Raw genomic sequence first — 17,769 nt, 5'->3', positions numbered from 1 at the left:
CCCATATTCTCATTCCCTATTTTTTTGGAGGTGATTGTCTTGAATAAAAACATCAATCTACTTCTTCAAATAATAATTGGAATTATAATTATGATTGCACCTATTCTCATAACAGGATCTATATACGATGTCACTAAATCATTTGGTGAACTATTAGTGGCAGAACTTATTATAAGAACACTTTCTCTCATTATTGGACTTTTAGTTATTAGCACAGCTTTGCATCGTTATTCTCAATAATTATTCATGTTCAAAAAATACAAATATTTTACATACCAATTCTTATGTATTAAGACATCAAAAACAAGTGTTACGAAAAAAATATAAAAAAGACATCTTTTTTAGGGAAAGATGTCTTTTTTATATAAACCTTAATGTTCGTTCTGTAAAACCCTCGCTGCCTTTACTCCCTTTTTCTCTTCTTTTAAAAATAACGATATGATAAACGCAACAATTATAAAGACTAGCCCAAGTGTAAATGCACCTTGGAATCCGGATGTTAAACCGTTTAACTTCTCTACTGGATTCAGTGGATTTGCAGAGCTTTCCATATAGCTAGTTGTTCCTGAAGACATTTTCGATATGAATATAGCTGTACCAATTGCGCCAGCTACTTGTTGCAGTGTGCTAAACAGTGCTGTTCCGTGCGGATATAAATCTGGTGTTAATTGATTTAAACCGTATGTTTGTGCTGTCATAACAAACATGAGTCCAACCATTAATACGCTATGCATAACAATAATTTGTACCATTGATGTATCAGGAGTAATGCCTTTAAATAAGAACATTGCTATCCCCACTAACACAATACCGGGAACGATAATAACTTTCGGACTAAATTTATCAAATAGTTTACCTGCGATTGGTCCCATTATGGCGCTAATAACACTTCCCGGAAGCATGATGATTCCTGATTTAAAAGCTGTAACGAGTAAAACTGTTTGCAGGAACATCGGTAATAAAGTCATCGTTGAAAATAACGACATCATCACAATGACGATTAATCCAACTGATAATGTAAACATCGGGACTTTAAATGCGCGTAATTCTAAAATTGGATTCTCAATTTTCAATTGTCGAAAGACAAAAATACATAATGAGATAAGCCCAACAAGTAAAGTGCCATACACTTTCGCATCGGACCATCCTAAGTCACCTGATGCACTAAAGCTATACACAAGTCCGCCAAATCCGAGTGTCGATAAAAGGATAGATGGATAATCTACTTTTGGCCTTGTTAACTCTGAAACATTTTGAATGTACTTCATTCCAATCATAATGGAAATGACCACGACAGGAATAACAATATAGAATAACCAGCGCCAATTTAGTGAGTCTACGATTACTCCAGATAATGTAGGGCCAATTGCTGGAGCTGCCATCATTACAAGTGCGATTAATCCCATTGTTGCACCACGTTTTTCAGGCGGACAAATAATTAAAATCGTATTCATTAATAACGGTGAAATTAACCCTGTCGCTACCGCTTGGACGATACGGCCGACTAATAAAACGGAAAATGTCGGCGCAAATCCCGCAATTAATGTACCAGCTAAAAACGTTACCATAGCGATTAAAAACATTTGCCTCGTTGTGAGCCATTGTTGAAGTAACGCTGTAATCGGGACTAAAACCCCAACTACTAACATGTAAGCTGTAGAAAGCCATTGAATCGTTGAAGCTGTTACATCAAATTCTTTCATTAATACGGTTAACGCATTACCAAGTAACGTTTCGTTTAATAATGCAACCATTGCCCCTAGAAGTAATGCAATTAAAATAGGGGTATGTTTCATATTAGAAGTATCAACTTTGCCATTTGCTGGGCTCTTAGTTGTCATATTCATTTGCAAATTCTCCTCCTGTTTCTTACTAAAAAACTTTAAATACACCAGAACACATGTAATATAATATACATATGTAGATTAAAAAGGGAGAATCAATTTTCAGCCACTGTATATTTAATCTACAAAAAAGGAGAATTGTAGATGAACGATAATGAAAAACAAATTGATTTACGTATTAGACGTACACATAAATTACTATGGGATTCCTTATTTGAATTAATGACACAATCAAAACAGAAATATAGTACGATCACAATTAACCAAATATGTGACCGCGCGATGGTACACCGAACAACCTTTTATAAACACTTCGAAGATAAAGATGCTTTATTAGCATTTGGATTTAAACGATACAGCAAGATGATTGCGGGAATACCGGTTTCAGATCGATTAAGTAAACCATTTCAAGTAATGGAACAATTTCTACACCATAAAGAAATCGGTAAAATATTAGAAACGCAAATGTCTGATGAACAATTTATTAACCGGACACAGTATTTAAGTCACGAAACGAGAAAACAAGAAATAGAAGCGTTACATCAACTGCGCAAAAATCATACGATGCCAAATGATCTAATCATTGAATTTTATTCAGGGGCAATCACCTCATTAAGCGCATGGTGGTTTAAAAATGAAAGAAAAGTTTCTGCTGCTGAAATGGATAGGTATCTCCACCAACTTATTAACAGGGATATTTTTCAGTTTGAAAAAGAATAAGACTACACCTGTTCAATCATGCAATCAAATTGACCACAAAATAGGAGTATGATATATTTTCGGTAGAATACTATATAAGTGTGACAGCGAATAAATTGGCATATAATAAAAAGAAGAGATGCGCTAAAATCTCTTCCTTAACTGCTACCGTATAGGGTGGTGGTTATTACACGTTACTATTTTTTACGAAACCCACCCTTTTGCTTCCTACGGCGCGGAGTGGGTTTTTTGTTGTCCTTACCCAGAAGTTGCTTCCGCAAAAAACACGCTGAAACTTCACGTACAGTCGCTTCTACAAATTCTTTTACAAGGTCAAACAAAAACTCCATATTATCCCTTCCTTCCAAATAGAAAGAAGGGATAACCACCCACCCTCACAATATGCAGTTACATATATTTTATCAAATGATTGTAAAGATATTATGTAAACCAAACAAATGAAATTTTACATAGAAAAAAAGCCCTTCTAAACCGGGCTTTTCTATCACCATTATTTAGCGATCTTCTTCAAATCCGAACTTTCTATAACTGAAAGCATATTCACCTTTTATTAAGACGGACCATAACCAATAAGATGAGCAATTATAACTGCTAGTAAACCGATTGAGTATTCAATTAGAATTAAAGGAAGAATCCACCTTGCCCACCTTGTCCATGAAATTCCTGCAATTGCTAATCCAGCCATTAGCGTACCACCTGTCGGAAAAATAATATTTCCAATACCATCGGCGAATGAAAAGGATAATACTGCTGTTTGGCGTGTAATGTCCAATAAATCTGCAAGTGGCGCCATGATAGGCATTGTCAACATCGCATGGCCACTACCTGATGCCAAAATAAAATGAATCGCTACTTGGAAGTTGTACATTCCAACAACACTTAAAAAAGGAGAAATATGTTCCATTCCTTCCGACACTTGATACAGTAGCGGGTCTATAATATGCCCTTGATTCAATACAACTAAAATAGCGCGTGATACACCAATGATTAAAGCTCCCCCGATTAAAGATGCCGATCCTTGTGTAAAAGATTCTACAGTATCATCAAGAGATATCTTGCCGAGAATTGCAATGATTATAGTTAAAATAATAAATAAGGCTGCAATTTCTTTTATATACCACTCGTACTTAATAACACCGAATACAAGAATAATATAGTTGATTAAAAAGGCCGTTAATATCCATTTATGTCTTTTTGTTAACTCTACTTTCGCTGTTAGTAGGCTGTCTTGCTTGTTTGTATCGAATTTTCCGTAAATTCCACTTGCAGGATCCCTCTTTACTTTCATCGCATGACGATAAACGAATGTAACAGCAATTACATATATGACTACGAATAAAACGAGGCGGAACCCCATCCCCGAATACATAGGAAGACCCGCTATCCCTTGCGCAAGCCCAACTGTAAACGGATTCATAATTGCCGTTGTAAATCCAACAGACGCTCCTACTAGTACCATCGCAGTTCCTGTTATCGTATCAAATCCAACCGCAAGAGCTAGCGGAATAAATAGAGGTACATACACTAAAGCTTCCTCAGCCATCCCCATTAATGACCCGCCAAGTGCAAAGAACAGCATGATAATAGGAATCATTAACTTTTCACGGTTAGCGAGTTTTTTTGCCATCGTTGAAACAAGAGCCTCAACTGTACCGGATGCCTTTAATACACCAAAAAAACCTCCAATAATAAGAATAAAAAAGATAATATTAGCAGCTTCTACCATCCCTGTAGGAATAGATTTTACCGTATCAAAAAATCCAAGTGGCGTTGATTCAATCCATTTAAATGAATTTGGATCTACTGTTGTATACCCATTTTTTTCAATCTGTTCATATTTTCCGGCCGGCAATATATGTGTAATAACAGCCGCAATAACTAGCAAGACAAGTAACATTGCAAATACGTTTATTTTCCATTCTTTTTTTTCCTTTTTTTCTTCTGGCTTAAATGAAACTGCCTTCTCTGATACTTGACTCATATACCAATCCCCTTTGCAATAGAGTGAAACTTTAATCATTGGGGGATTCGTTCATCCCCCAATGATTATTACTTTTACAAGCAGCCGGCAGCCTGGTTTCCCCACAACCATGACATACCAAGCTATCCACCAATTCTTTTATTTATAACACGCTATGATTTAACTACCTTTTTACTAATTTCATTTACAAATTGGTTAAATAAACGTTGCTGCAAGACATCCCTTTCCGACATCATTTCTGGATGCCATTGAACCGCTGCTACATAACGATGAGCCTTCGATTCAATAGCCTCTATTACACCATCAAAGGACCATGCACTCGCCTCAAAATCTTTCCCTAATGTTTTCACTGCTTGATGGTGAAAAGAATTAACCATTAAAGATTTTTGGCCAATAGCCTCATAAATTTTCCCCTCTTCCAGAAGATCTACAGAATGAGAGCCTTGCCATTTACGGAACTGTTCTCGAACATGGAAATATTCTGGCCCCATCTCGTGCTCTAAGTCTTGATAAAGAGATCCACCAGCTGCAACATTTAACACCTGTAATCCTCGGCAAATTCCTAAAATAGGAATATCTTTTTCTAAAGCCTGCTTTGCCAGATTTAATTCAAAATTATCTCGTTCTTCCTCTACAGTGCCTATATATGATTTTGGAGTATCACCGTAATAAATTGGATTGATGTCCGCGCCACCAGCCAATAACAATCCATCTAATTGATTAAGTGTGGACTCAATTTGATCCACTCCCTCAATTGGAAGTAGAACAACCGTTGCACCTGCCCTTTGAAGGGAGCGGATGTAGTCATAAGAAAAGAGAGCCATATCTTGACCTGGTAGCCCTCGCAAGCCCTCCTTCCCTATTTCACTATGATCAACATAATACCCAGTAACACCAATTAGTGGTTTCATTTTCTCTCACCTCATAATTTAAATGGTTTCGTTGTCTTTCTCTGTTGAAATTGTATACTCTTAACCTCCCTTTTCTAGCAAGTGGTAAAGAATTAAATATGTAAATTATGACTCTACTCATTTCCCTATTTCTTTACACACCATTGATATAAGCAAATATCGTGCCAACATTAAAATTAAAGTGATTATTTACATATTTTTAAATATTTTGTCGTTTTATCGGTGTTTACTATACTGAAATGTATTATAATTGGTTATTAATTGGTTACATAATGACCAATTAATAACCAACTTTAGACCAATTCCATTCAACTAAAGAGGTGCTCTATGAACAAATTTGAAACCAACCACATTGTATTGATCACCGTTTTAAAAGAAACACGAAAAGCCCTACATCAACAACTAACGGAGATGGTAGGTGATCTCATAGATATCGAAAGTTTTTCTGTAGAAGAAAGTATTCCAAAAGTATTTCATTCTACATTAATCTTGTTACCTAATACATTTACGATAGAAACGGTGAAAGACTTTATTGGGGAAAACTGCGAAGTAATAATAGCAAAACGAACATTAAATTATGAAAACGTAGACCAGCTTTTATTTTTACCAGAAGGAACACAAGCCCTATATGTGAATGATAATCATGAAACAGTATACGAATCAATTGAAACGATGCGTCAATTAGGGCTAAACCATATTGAATATGTCCCATACTATCCTGGAAAAACGAATATACAAATGATCAAGCTCGCAATCACACCTGGCGAACTTGAAATTATCCCTGATTTTGTAGAAAAAGTAATTAATATTGGCCATAGATTAATAGATATTACTACAATCATGTCCATTCTAGATCGATTTCATTTAATGGAGGAATCAGGTAACCACGTTTCTGAGAGATACTATCGAAAAATAGTAGATTTAACAAAGAATTTAGCTAAAGCTCATCGACAACTTCATCAAGTTATTGATGGTGTTGGTGATGGCATACTAGCTATTGATTATGAAGGAAGAATTGTTGTCTTTAATGAATTTCTGGAAAGCATGCTGAAAATAAAAAGTAAAAATGCTATTGGTCATTCGATTGATGCCATTATTGATAATATCGATTTAGTAAACTTCATCCTTTTGAATAAGCAACAAGAAAGCGGAATATTTGTTGTAAACGGCTCGGATGTAATAGTAGAACGCCTACATATAAATGATCAATCGATTATTGTTACTTTTAGAAATGCCCTTAAGACCATCGGATTTGAACGGAAATTGAGAAAAGAATTTGTCAAAAAAGGTTATGTAGCAAAATACAATTTTCATAATATCGTTGGGATTAGCTCTACGATCCAAGACACGAAACAAATTGCCAAAAGGTTAGCTAAGACTGATTTAACTGTATTAATTGAGGGTGAGAGTGGTACCGGAAAAGAGTTATTTGCAAGTGCTATTCATAATGCTTCCCAGCGAAATAGCGGCCCTTTTCTTGCTGTTAACTTCAGTGCTTTATCGGATGATTTAGTCGAGAGTGAATTATTTGGTTATGAAGACGGAGCGTTTACCGGAGCAAAAAAGGGCGGGAAAATGGGATTATTTGAACAAGCAAATGGCGGCACTATTTTTTTAGATGAGATTGGAGATATTAGCCTGAAACTTCAAGCACGACTCCTTCGAGTATTGCAGGAAAAAGAGATTATGCGTGTTGGCGGAAGCCAAATTATCCCGATAGACGTCCGAATTATTGCAGCAACCAATAAGGATCTACTGAAAATGATTCAAGAAAATATGTTTAGAGAAGACTTATACCATAGGCTTAAAGTACTCTTTATACACCTTCCCGAATTAAGGGCGCGCCGAAATGACATTGAATTATTAGCTAAACATTTTGTCGCACTATCGGACCCTAAAGTCAAAATTGAACAAGAACTAATTGAAGAACTGCAAGGATATCCATGGTACGGAAATGTACGAGAACTTAAAAATACGATAGATTATATGCTTGCTGTCCGTACCGGAAACCAAATAACAAAAAATGATTTGCCTAATCAACATTATTTTCAAAAGCCTCCACATAAGAAAACAAATAGCGATCAGGCAGAAAATATTAAACCCTTTTCTTCAAATTCAAACGCTCTTGATCAAGAATCACTTTTCATCCTTACCCTTATCATGAATTATGAAGAAAAAGGAAAGGCAATCGGACGAAGAATTATTTCTGAAAAGAGCCAAGAAGTCGAAATGAAATTAACTGAGGCACAGGTTAGACACCGATTGAACTTCCTGAAGATGAAAGGGTATGTGGAAATAAAAAAAGGTAGAGCAGGGATTCATTTAACAAGAAAAGGGTTGGAGATTGTACGTAGTCTTTAGTCAAGGTTCGGATTTTCAGGTACATAGAGGCTGTTTTATAAACAGCCTCTTTTTTTTATGGAATAAAACGTCGATAAATTTAAGTTACAAATATTCAGAATTAATATTAAAATGAATAATGGGGATAGGGGTATGGGCTTATAAAATTTATACATAACGAGGGAATAGAAATGAAACTACAATTAAAAGCGGATTTAATGTTACTACTAGTTACATTTTTTTGGGGTGCATCCATCCTACTTACAAAACTTGGACTTGATGGCATAGAAGAATATAATTTAATCGCATTACGATTTATTATCGCTTTTCTTTTATCAGGTTTAATATTTTACAAACATTTATTTAAGATCGATTTTAAAACTGTAAAATATGCATTTATACTCGCTTCTGTCTTATGTATCGTTTACATTTTCGCGACTTTCGGTACAAAGTATACGAGTGTTTCTAATGCTGGTTTCCTACTATGTCTCACAGTCATTTTCATTCCAATATTATCAGCTATATTTTTAAAACACATTCCGGAAAAGAAAGTTATGGTGGGAATTATTTTAACGATAATAGGAATCGGCTTATTAACATTAACGAGCGAATTCAAGATCGGTAATGGCGATATATTTTGCATACTGTCTGCCTTATTTTATGCGATTCACGTCATCATCACTGGCAGCGTAACGAAACATGTGAACTCCATTGCACTTGGCGTCATACAACTCGGTTTCGTCGGCTTATTTAGTCTTATTTTTTCATTCATTATCGAAACGCCAAAACTGCCTAGCACAACCAACTCATGGTTAATCATCCTAGCCTTAAGCATATTCTGCACCGCAGTCGCATTCATCGTGCAAGTTATCGCCCAGCAATACACGACGCCTACACATACAGGACTTATCTTCTCATTAGAACCTGTCTTTTCCGCAGGCTTCGCTTTCGTTTTCACAGGTGAAACGCTGACAGGAAAAGGATACTTAGGGGCTACGCTTATATTGTTGAGTGTGCTAATTGCTGAGTTGGATTTTAAGAGTTTGTTGAGGCCTAATTATAAGAAGAATATAGAGTAAACATTTCAATAGAATCAATAAACATACCCCAGAAAAATATGAGTTTATATTATTTTCATTCTCTTCACTTAGATTTTCTTTTTAGATGCTATCTTCAAACAAGGTAGCATCTAAAAAATGTTAAAAGGAATCTCTCCTTAGTATCTTCTTATACTCGATGTAGTTTGCATACTTGACCTTTTCTACGTTCTTTAATTACTTACTGAATATAGTCATACAGATTTTTCGCTAACAATAAACAAGTTACTGTAATGAAAAGGGCACGAACATACCCGCTCCCTTTTTTTATAGCGAATTTGGAGCCAACAATTCCTCCAGCAATTTGAGCAATCCCCATTATAAAACCATACGCATAGTTTACTTGCCCTACATACATAAACATCAATAATGCACCAACATTACTTCCTAAATTAAGAAGCTTCGCATTACCTGCTGCTTTTAAAAAGTCATACCCAATAAATAAAAGAGAAAACATTAAAAACGAACCTGTTCCAGGACCTAGAAATCCATCATAAAAACCAATAGCAAAAACAAAGAAAGTAAAAATAATGACGTGTCGACCAGACAATTTCTTATGAGTGGAAATACTACCCCAATCCTTTTTGAATATCGTATAAATAGCGACCGCACCAAGCATAATCAGCATCAACGGCTTCAGTACTTCTGGATTCATTAAATGAACGGTCCATGCCCCTATTATGGAACCTATGAAAGTGAGCGGAACTAATTTAAACGCCGATTTCAAATCAAGATTACCAGAACGATAAAACACAATATTACTGGTTGCACTTCCCATTGTCGATGCTAGTTTATTCGTAGCTACTGCACTTGCTGGATTCAGTCCTGTAAATAATAAAGCTGGTAAAGCAATGAGTCCACCACCACCTACAACTGAATCAATAAATGCAGCTACAAATCCAAAAACAATCAAAATCATCAATACAGATGGGTCTAAATAAAAATCCATACTATTAACCTCCCCTTTAGTCACTATTCGAATAGTAACTAATAATTTGCTAAATGTAAACAGTTATTGTAACGTTAAAATATAAAAGCAAACATCGGAGGACGAAAAAAGTGGACTACATAGTGCAACAGCTTAAAAAAATTGGTTTCAATGAATATGAAGCTAAATCTTATGTATCTCTTGTTAAACAGGGGCCTGTCACAGCCTATCAAGTGAGTAAAGATTCGGGTGTCCCAAGAGCGCGAATTTATGAGATTTTAGGTAACCTTGTAGAAAAAGGAATTGTCATGAAGGAAGAAATAAATGACACCACTCGCTATTCACCTCTACCTGTTGAAATCTTTTTACAGAAGGCGCAATCAGAATGGCAGTCTACTTATGAAGGAATAAGTGATTCATTAAAAAAACTAGAAACTTCCGAGGAAAAAACGGATAATCGAGTGATTACTTTAAAAGACAATAAAACAATCATTAGCTATTGTCAGGCATTAATAAAAAAAGCAGAACGGCGTATTGTCATTTCAATGTGGGATGAGATGTATGAAGCGTTAAAAGAAGATCTATCTGAAGTAGCTGATAAAGTTACAATACAAGGTATTACCCTGCATGTTGAAAATCCCATTAAAAATCTAGAAGCTCACCGTATAACACCTTATACAGAGACCTTGTCTACAGAACATTGGTTTATTGTATCAATAGATTCTAAAGAGATGATTTATGGACCATCACTTGAAGAGCGTAATATTGCTTTTTATACAGATGACCCCGTTCATATATACTTATTAGAGGATTACGTATGGCATGATGTTTTAGTAAATCGACTTGTCCGACGTAGCCAAGATGATTTGCAGCAATGGATTACTGCAGAGAGAAAGTCTTTCTTTATGGGGAAATGAGAAGCATATTGAAAGAATCAAAAAATAAAGCATAAGTGAATGAAATAGAACACTTATGCTTTATTTTATTTGCAAAGTGATACTCCAGTCTTTTCACTATTTTCCCTCCACAAACCGCCCAAACTCCTTCAAAAACCGTAGCTTAAAACTCCCCACAGGCCCATTCCGATGCTTCGCCACATGAATCTCCGTCATCTCTTTCTGCTTCGTTTCCTTATCGTAATAATCTTCGCGATACATAAGCATTATCACATCCGCATCTTGCTCAATTTGTCCGGTCTCTCTTAAATCAGATAAAAGAGGACGCTTATCTTGCCGTGACTCTACAGAACTAGATAACTGTGATAACGCTACTACACAAACATTTAATTCACGCGCTAATACCTTAAGCTTACGAGAAATCTCACTAATCTCTTGAAATCGATTGCCCTTATGCTTCGAATCGCCCGTAATAAGCTGCAAATAATCTACAATAATTAAAATCTTTTTATCACCATGCTTCCTCTTTAACTTACGAGTTTGCATCCAAATATCTTGCACCATAACACCTGCATTGTCGTAAATCTCAAATGACAACTCACCAATCTCCGCAAACGCCTTACTTACCTTCTCCCAATCTTCCATTGCAAAACGATGCTTCGGATTTTTCAGCCTGCCTCCTGACACTTCACCTACACAAGAAGCCATCCTTTTTAACAATTGCTTACTACTCATCTCTAACGAAAACAATCCAACCGCCGCTCCAGACTTCGCCGCATGCAGTCCAACATTAAGCGCAAACGCAGTCTTCCCCATAGAAGGACGCGCACCAAGAACGACAAAATCTCCTTCCTGAAGTCCACACGTCATTTTATTTAGCGATGTATAACCAGTCTCAATACCAGTAATCTCCTTCACATCTTGATGAAGCTCCTCATACAAATCAACTAACGCATCCTTCAAATCAAATTCACATACAGAGTCTTTCTCCTCTAACTCACAAAGTGCCGTAATCGTCTCACCGATAACTTTCTCACTCTTCTCCGCAATAAGGCGCTCTCCCATCTTGTGCCCGAGAACACCCGCCTGATACATTTTCCAGGCACCCCGAACAAGCCCCTCATAATAAGAGAAGTTGGCAGTTGTAGGCACACCATCCATTAACCCTATAAAATACTCCATTCCCCCGATCCCCTCTAAAAACTTCGGATCTACCCTAGAAATGAACGTCACAAGATCAATCGGTTGTCCCTCTTCTTCCATTTTCCGCATTAACTGAAATATAGACTTATGCACTGACAGAGAAAAATACTGCTCCGTCAAACGGCACTCCTTAATAAGCTCTCCATCAAGTAATAGAGAACCTAACACCGTCTTTTCCGCCTCCACATTTTGAATACTCATGGACGCCACCCGCGCTCCGCTAAAAAGCGCTGCAACTCTTCCTCAGACGGCGCATTCTTCTCCCACTCCTCACACCTCGCCAAAAACTCCTCCGTCTCCCCCGTACTAACAGACGAATCCTTCTTCCTAAAGCTCGCCGTATCCGCCTCAACCTCACACACTTTCGTAAACCCTTTCCCGTGCCACCCTCTCAAAATCCCCTTCACATAAGCAACCGTCCGCTTATTATTCTCAAACGCAATTTGAAGAGCCTTCAGCACAAGCTCCTCTGACAAATCTTCCATCCACGCACTCAGTTCCTCCACAGTATGCGGAGACAAACTTCCGAAATGTTGCTCATAAAAAGAAAACACGCGACTTCCCGTTTCTTCCTCTATAACCTCTTCTTCCGCCTCTGCCTCCTCACAAACTGGCTCTACATCATCCACAGCCAAATCACTCGGCATACCAAAATGCGCTAAAAGTATCGGAACATTCAGCTCCTCCTCTACGCACTTCTGAAGAAACATATGTACAAACTCCTTATTCTTCACACCCTTCAGCTCACGAAGCACACACTTCTCCACATTCGTATTCGTCACTGGATTATAACGAAGCCAATTCAAAACGAATAACTCCCGCGTATCCGCATCATAAAGAATCTTCCCATAATCAATGAAGCGCTGCACAAGCTTATCAACAGTCTCCCGATTATAACCCGTCTCCATCTCAGCTAATCGCTTCGGAAAAGGAAAAATCCCACACTGCGTCGTCTTCGAACAAGTTAACAAATAAACATAAAAATAACGCTCCTCCGGCGTCAAATCCAAAACAAAATCATCCTGCCAAAAATTCACCTGCACAGTACGATACACCGCCATCCCAATTCCTCCCGTCCTAATTCAAAAATGAAAATTTCCTCTTTGTACTATATATAGGAAGGAGGGCCAGGTTTTTGGCGTGTTATTTCAAAATTTTTTCGACTCCTACTACGGTGTTTGTTGGTGTTTTTGTTTTGTTATGTTTTTTCTTAGTGATTTATTACTTGGTAGGGGCTTGTAAGGGGCTTAGGAGGGGCTAGTTATCGGTTACTTCAATTAGAAAGACTCGCTCTGAAAAGCCACCTCGTTCTTCTGCTTTCTTTTTACGGATGTTGTTGATTTCTTTTAGTGTCGTGCCTTCGTATTCGGCTAGGGCGTTTATTAGTTCTAGTAAGTCGGATAGCTCTTCGAGTTTATCGGGTTTTGTTTTTGCTTTGATGTATTCTGTTAGTTCTTCTTGTGTTTTCTTGCATAGTTCCTCTATGTATTCATCTTCGGGTAGGATTCTTGTTGTGGGTGTTTTTCCGTTGGATTTTATTATTTGTGGAATTTTGTTTCGGATTAGTTTGTTGTAGGTTGGCATGGGATTTCCCTCCGTTTGGTTTTTCTTCTATTATAATGGAAAAGCAGTTTAACTAGGTGTTAAACTGCTTCATTGCTTCTTTTATATATTTTTCTTCTTCGGTTGTGAAGAGGGTTGGAAATTCGGATAGTGGGAGGTTTGATTTTTGGATTATATCTTCTATATCACTTTGAGGTGTATCAAGATAGTTCGTTACCTCTTCTATTAAATTGAAAAATTCCTTCAAGGTAACTTGAACATCATGATGACTTGGATCCTTCTCTTCTTCCTTATAGTTTTTCAACTTCCCTATTACATCCATAAAACGTTGCTCAAATTCTTCTTTTAAATCCTTATTGTTATAAAACGCTCGAACACTATCCTTTGAAAAGTGTTCCTCTAACCATTCCTTATTTTCTTTCTCCCATATGAAGGTTTGCAGAAATGAAGAAAACAAAGCAACATCCACTCGCTCTTCCTTTTGAAACTTCTTCATCATCTCATCCATATGCGAAAGCACCTTCGCAATTCTTTCTTGCTCTGCCAAAAGCAATTCCCTTTGAAAATGCATTTGCCTTAAAAATTCTTCTGTCTCTATATCACGCTGCAATATAATATTTTGAATCTCACCAAGCGAAAAACCAAGATGCTTAAACGATTGAATTTGCTGCAGCACATACAAATCATCTTTCGTATATAACCGATGCCCACCCTCCGTATAATCGCTCGGCTTTAATAAATTAATCTTGTCATAATAACGAAGCGTCCGCACCGTAACATCCCCAACACTTGCAAACTCACTAATCATCCACGCCATACCATCACCTACTCTGATAACTTCTCTTGCACATACTGAAGCATATGAGAAAAACTCGTCTCATTCTGCCTACAATATTGAAACAAACCTACAACAAGCAGTAAAAAAGGAACATTACCTTTACAACGATTTTCATACTCATTAATACCATCATAAAAGTACTCATATTTTCTTTTTCGTAAAACAATATAAATCGCAATAAACAACACGGCAATCATAATAAAAATTCGCTTTCCCTTTATCTCCACTTCTTGTTTCATCACCTATTCTCCTTCCACTATATACTTATCTTCCTTAAATAAAGGAATTCGAATGAAATAACGATATGGTTCATCGCGTATTACTTTCCACGCAACAATGATCACTTGAACGACCTCAAAGGCAAACACAATCCAAAACAAAACATCACTAATACGCGAACTAATATTAAATAGAAGAAAGATTAACAAATGAAAGTTGAACGCCTTTCGGCAATGATATTTGTACACCTCATTTTTACGTGCCAGTGTGATGTACATGAGTAGTGGTGAAAAGATTCCTATTGCGGCTGAGAGTAGTAGCATGATGATTGTGTTTCTTTTTTCTTTTTTGGTGGTTTTCATGAGTGTTTTGGTCCCCCTTTTTGATTTGTCTTCTTTAGGTTAGGGGGTGACGTTGGGGGAGGTGCAAGCATCATTAATGGAAAATATTAAATTCCATATAATCAAGCTACTATTCTTGCCGAACACTTGTATCTATTTTATAATCAATAATATGAATTACGTACGTAAAGAATGGAGATGTAATGAATGGATTATGGTTTTAGCTATAACTTCCCCGCTTTACGTGGAAAGCAAGGTGGTAAGGAGTACTTTGTTGTAATGTGCCCTTTACGCTTAATTCCTAAAATATTTCTATTTGACGAGGAAGAAATCCCTGCTGAACATCGTGCGCAAAGGATATTAAATAAAATTAGAATCCCAGAAATCACAAATTATATTATTGAAAATCAAAATGATTATGTTTTTTCATCCCTAACAGCATCTATAGATGGTGATATTGAATTCCAACCATTTAGTTCTGATCAGTCGTTTCAAGATTTAGGACAACTTCGTATCTCACTGGATTCTAAGTTCCTGATTAATGATGGACAACACCGAAGAGCAGCTATCGAAGAGGCGATAAAGCTTTCGCCAGAATTAGGACATGAAACGATTTCGGTTGTGTTCTATCATGATCAAGGTTTAAGAAATTCCCAACAAATTTTCTCAGATCTTAACCGCCATGCAGTTAATACAACTTCATCTATCGGTATTTTATATGATCATAGGGATAAGTTAGCATTAGTTACAAAAGAAATTGTCGAGGAAAATGAATTACTATCTCGATATACCGACAAAGAAAAAGTCAATTTATCTAAAAACTCACCGAAGATTCTCGCTTTAAATCACATATTTAATACAAACCTTCGATTACTAGGAAAGACAAAGGGTGACTTGATTACAGAAAAAGAAGAACAATTCTTAAAAGAATTTTGGAACATTCTTTGTGATACAATTGTCGAATGGAATTTAGTTTACAAAAAGGAACTAAACCCTCGTGAACTTCGAATGCATTATATTGTCGGGCATGGAGTATTCATTGAATCTGTTGGTTTAGTAGGAAAATATGTTTTTGAAAATCATCCAAAAGATTGGAAAAAATACATTTCTCTTTTAGCAGACATCGACTATAGTCGTTCTAATTCTTCCGATTGGTTAGGACGAGCTTTCAATACAAATGGTCGCATACAAAAGACAAAAGAAACAGTCACTTTAACCGCAAACAAACTAAAAGAAAAATTAGGTCTTCCTTTGACAGAAGGAGAACAAAAGATAGAAGAGAAATTCCAGTTAGGAGCATGATAATGTTAAATAATCTCATTACTGATTTAATAAATAATAAAAATGACTTTGTCTCTGAAGCAAAAGAGCATATAAAAAAAGTTTATCGTGCTGACGACCGCCCTTGGGTCGTTGGTTATAGTGGTGGAAAAGATTCCACAGTTGTCGTTCAGCTTGTTTTTGAAGCTTTAAGTGAATTACCTACAGAGCAATTACACAAGAAAGTATATGTAATCTCATCAGATACACTTGTAGAAACACCGCTAATTATTCAATCTATCAATGTTACTTTACATCGAATTCAAGAAGAAGCTTTAAAACGTGATCTTCCTATTGAAACGCATAAAGTAAAACCAAAATACGAACAATCTTTTTGGGCTAATATTATCGGAAAAGGCTATCCATCACCAAACCAACAATTTCGCTGGTGTACAGATCGCTTAAAAATTGAACCAGCAAATGCGTTTGTAATGGACAAAGTTTCTACGTTCGGTGAAATAATCATGGTCCTTGGTGTTCGTGAGAATGAAAGTGCTACTCGTGATAACGTTCTTAAATCCCATACCGTTGAAGGTAAAGATTTAATGCGCCATTCCACGTTAACAAATGCATATGTTTTTGCACCGATTAGACAGTTTAGTTTAAATAACGTTTGGGACTACTTACTGGAAAATCCATCTCCTTGGGGCAATGATAACCATGAATTAAATAAGCTTTATCAAGATTCAAGTAGTGGTGAATGCCCTCTTGTTGTAGATAAAACCATTAAAGAAAGTGCTGGTTCATGTGGAAACAGTCGCTTCGGTTGTTGGGTATGTACAGTAGTAAATGAAGATAAAGCATTAAACGGCTTCATTCTTAGTGGATCAGATTGGATGAAACCTTTATTAGAATTCAGAAATTGGCTAGCTGGAATTCGTGATGATAGAACATTTCGTATGAAATACCGTAAAGGTGGTCAAATTTACTTTAATACACTAAAAACTGAAGTGAAAGATGGTATTAAATACGTAATTATCCCTAAAAAATCCAGCCGTGCTAAACAGACTATTGAAGAAGATAAATTTGTAACCTTAGAAAGAGATAAGTTAAAAGAGTACTTAGAAAAAAACAAAATTGATTTAAGCTCTTCTGAGGATCCAAAAATTTTAGTAAAACTTGATAACGATCAACTGGGGCAACTAGGTCTAGGACCTTTTACAATGGAAGCAAGAAAAGAAATCTTACGCAGGCTTCTTATTGTCCAAAGAGATTTACAACATCCTGAAGAAGAGGATTTTGAGTTAATTAAAGAAGAAGAATTACGTGTTATTCGTCGTTACTGGTTAGAAACTGGTGATTGGGAAGATTCTTTACCCAATATTTTCAAAGAGGTAATGGGATATGACCTGAATTGGGAATATGATGATCGTCCATTATTTGATAATGAACAAATTACAGATTTAGAATCATTATGCAGAAAACACAATATAGACTTTAAAGCATTAAAAAAACTTATATCACTTGAAAAAGATTTTTCAGGTTATAAAGTTCGTCGTGGATTAATGAACGAAATTGAAAAAGTACTAAAGCAAGACTACTTACATTTGTAGGGTGAGGTTAAATTT

General features: G+C 36.3%; 17 protein-coding genes. 7 read left to right on the top strand and 10 right to left on the bottom strand.

Going from position 1 to position 17,769, the window contains the following annotated elements; translation table 11 throughout:
* The first annotated feature begins 39 nt into the window (after positions 1 to 39).
* Positions 40 to 240: a hypothetical protein gene (locus tag DN407_RS31505; protein ID WP_001038824.1), complete on the top strand. Its 201-nt coding sequence runs from the start codon at positions 40 to 42 to the stop codon at positions 238 to 240.
* Positions 241 to 371: 131 nt separating this feature from the next.
* Here DN407_RS31505 and DN407_RS04845 read toward each other — a convergent pair whose 3' ends face one another.
* Positions 372 to 1,847 (bottom strand): MDR family MFS transporter, encoded by a 1,476-nt coding sequence (locus DN407_RS04845; RefSeq protein ID WP_149216066.1) that lies wholly within the window; start codon positions 1,845 to 1,847, stop codon positions 372 to 374.
* A gap of 141 nt (positions 1,848 to 1,988) precedes the next feature.
* Here DN407_RS04845 and DN407_RS04840 point away from each other — a divergent pair, with 141 nt between their 5' ends.
* Positions 1,989 to 2,564: a TetR/AcrR family transcriptional regulator gene (locus tag DN407_RS04840; RefSeq protein WP_149216065.1), complete on the top strand. Its 576-nt coding sequence runs from the start codon at positions 1,989 to 1,991 to the stop codon at positions 2,562 to 2,564.
* 550 nt (positions 2,565 to 3,114) lie between these two features.
* Here the strand turns inward: DN407_RS04840 and DN407_RS04835 are convergent.
* Complete coding sequence (locus DN407_RS04835; protein WP_149216064.1) at positions 3,115 to 4,545, bottom strand: YfcC family protein; 1,431 nt, start codon at positions 4,543 to 4,545, stop codon at positions 3,115 to 3,117.
* Between the two features lie 152 nt (positions 4,546 to 4,697).
* Positions 4,698 to 5,456, bottom strand: coding sequence for a gamma-glutamyl-gamma-aminobutyrate hydrolase family protein (locus tag DN407_RS04830; RefSeq protein ID WP_000803246.1), 759 nt, complete (start codon positions 5,454 to 5,456; stop codon positions 4,698 to 4,700).
* Between the two features lie 327 nt (positions 5,457 to 5,783).
* On the opposite strand from DN407_RS04830, the gene DN407_RS04825 reads away from it, so the two are divergent.
* Entirely contained in the window at positions 5,784 to 7,817 is a 2,034-nt protein-coding gene (locus DN407_RS04825) for a sigma 54-interacting transcriptional regulator (RefSeq protein WP_149216063.1), read from the top strand.
* 170 nt (positions 7,818 to 7,987) lie between these two features.
* Positions 7,988 to 8,875 carry a DMT family transporter gene (locus DN407_RS04820; protein WP_149216062.1) on the top strand — a complete coding sequence of 296 codons (888 nt, stop codon included), beginning with the start codon at positions 7,988 to 7,990 and terminating at the stop codon, positions 8,873 to 8,875.
* A 199-nt stretch (positions 8,876 to 9,074) separates the two neighbouring features.
* On the opposite strand, the gene DN407_RS04815 is transcribed toward DN407_RS04820, so the two are convergent.
* A complete protein-coding gene (locus tag DN407_RS04815) occupies positions 9,075 to 9,842 on the bottom strand; it encodes a TSUP family transporter (protein ID WP_000348458.1) in 768 nt (255 codons plus the stop codon).
* A gap of 110 nt (positions 9,843 to 9,952) precedes the next feature.
* Here DN407_RS04815 and DN407_RS04810 point away from each other — a divergent pair, with 110 nt between their 5' ends.
* The gene (locus DN407_RS04810; RefSeq protein ID WP_000384585.1) at positions 9,953 to 10,738 is read left to right on the top strand and encodes a TrmB family transcriptional regulator; all 786 of its coding nucleotides are present in this window, start codon (positions 9,953 to 9,955) and stop codon (positions 10,736 to 10,738) included.
* Between the two features lie 96 nt (positions 10,739 to 10,834).
* On the opposite strand, the gene dnaB is transcribed toward DN407_RS04810, so the two are convergent.
* From dnaB to DN407_RS04780, 6 genes are all read right to left on the bottom strand, one after another.
* Positions 10,835 to 12,121: a replicative DNA helicase gene (gene dnaB / locus DN407_RS04805; RefSeq protein WP_149216061.1), complete on the bottom strand. Its 1,287-nt coding sequence runs from the start codon at positions 12,119 to 12,121 to the stop codon at positions 10,835 to 10,837.
* A complete protein-coding gene (locus tag DN407_RS04800) occupies positions 12,118 to 12,981 on the bottom strand; it encodes a DnaD domain-containing protein (RefSeq protein ID WP_149216060.1) in 864 nt (287 codons plus the stop codon). Before DN407_RS04800 ends, dnaB begins: the two co-directional genes overlap by 4 nt.
* Positions 12,982 to 13,177: 196 nt before the next feature.
* Positions 13,178 to 13,504 (bottom strand): nucleoside triphosphate pyrophosphohydrolase, encoded by a 327-nt coding sequence (locus DN407_RS04795; protein ID WP_149216059.1) that lies wholly within the window; start codon positions 13,502 to 13,504, stop codon positions 13,178 to 13,180.
* Between the two features lie 52 nt (positions 13,505 to 13,556).
* Entirely contained in the window at positions 13,557 to 14,300 is a 744-nt protein-coding gene (locus DN407_RS04790) for a MerR family transcriptional regulator (protein WP_098450251.1), read from the bottom strand.
* An 8-nt stretch (positions 14,301 to 14,308) separates the two neighbouring features.
* Positions 14,309 to 14,560: a hypothetical protein gene (locus DN407_RS04785; RefSeq protein WP_142320568.1), complete on the bottom strand. Its 252-nt coding sequence runs from the start codon at positions 14,558 to 14,560 to the stop codon at positions 14,309 to 14,311.
* 3 nt (positions 14,561 to 14,563) lie between these two features.
* Positions 14,564 to 14,902 (bottom strand): magnetosome magnetite crystal formation protein family, encoded by a 339-nt coding sequence (locus tag DN407_RS04780; RefSeq protein WP_065704732.1) that lies wholly within the window; start codon positions 14,900 to 14,902, stop codon positions 14,564 to 14,566.
* Between the two features lie 186 nt (positions 14,903 to 15,088).
* Between DN407_RS04780 and dndB the strand changes: the two genes are divergently transcribed.
* Together dndB and dndC are read left to right on the top strand one after the other, a co-directional pair.
* Positions 15,089 to 16,183 carry a DNA sulfur modification protein DndB gene (gene dndB / locus DN407_RS04775; protein ID WP_000384435.1) on the top strand — a complete coding sequence of 365 codons (1,095 nt, stop codon included), beginning with the start codon at positions 15,089 to 15,091 and terminating at the stop codon, positions 16,181 to 16,183.
* Between the two features lie 2 nt (positions 16,184 to 16,185).
* A complete protein-coding gene (dndC, locus tag DN407_RS04770) occupies positions 16,186 to 17,754 on the top strand; it encodes a DNA phosphorothioation system sulfurtransferase DndC (RefSeq protein ID WP_149216058.1) in 1,569 nt (522 codons plus the stop codon).
* Positions 17,755 to 17,769: the final 15 nt, after the last annotated feature.

The sequence above is a fragment of the Bacillus sp. JAS24-2 genome, assembly GCF_008274905.1.
GTDB lineage: Bacteria > Bacillota > Bacilli > Bacillales > Bacillaceae_G > Bacillus_A > Bacillus_A cereus.
Note: the sequence above shows the minus strand (reverse complement) of the source record. Positions and strands in the feature narration are given on the sequence as shown.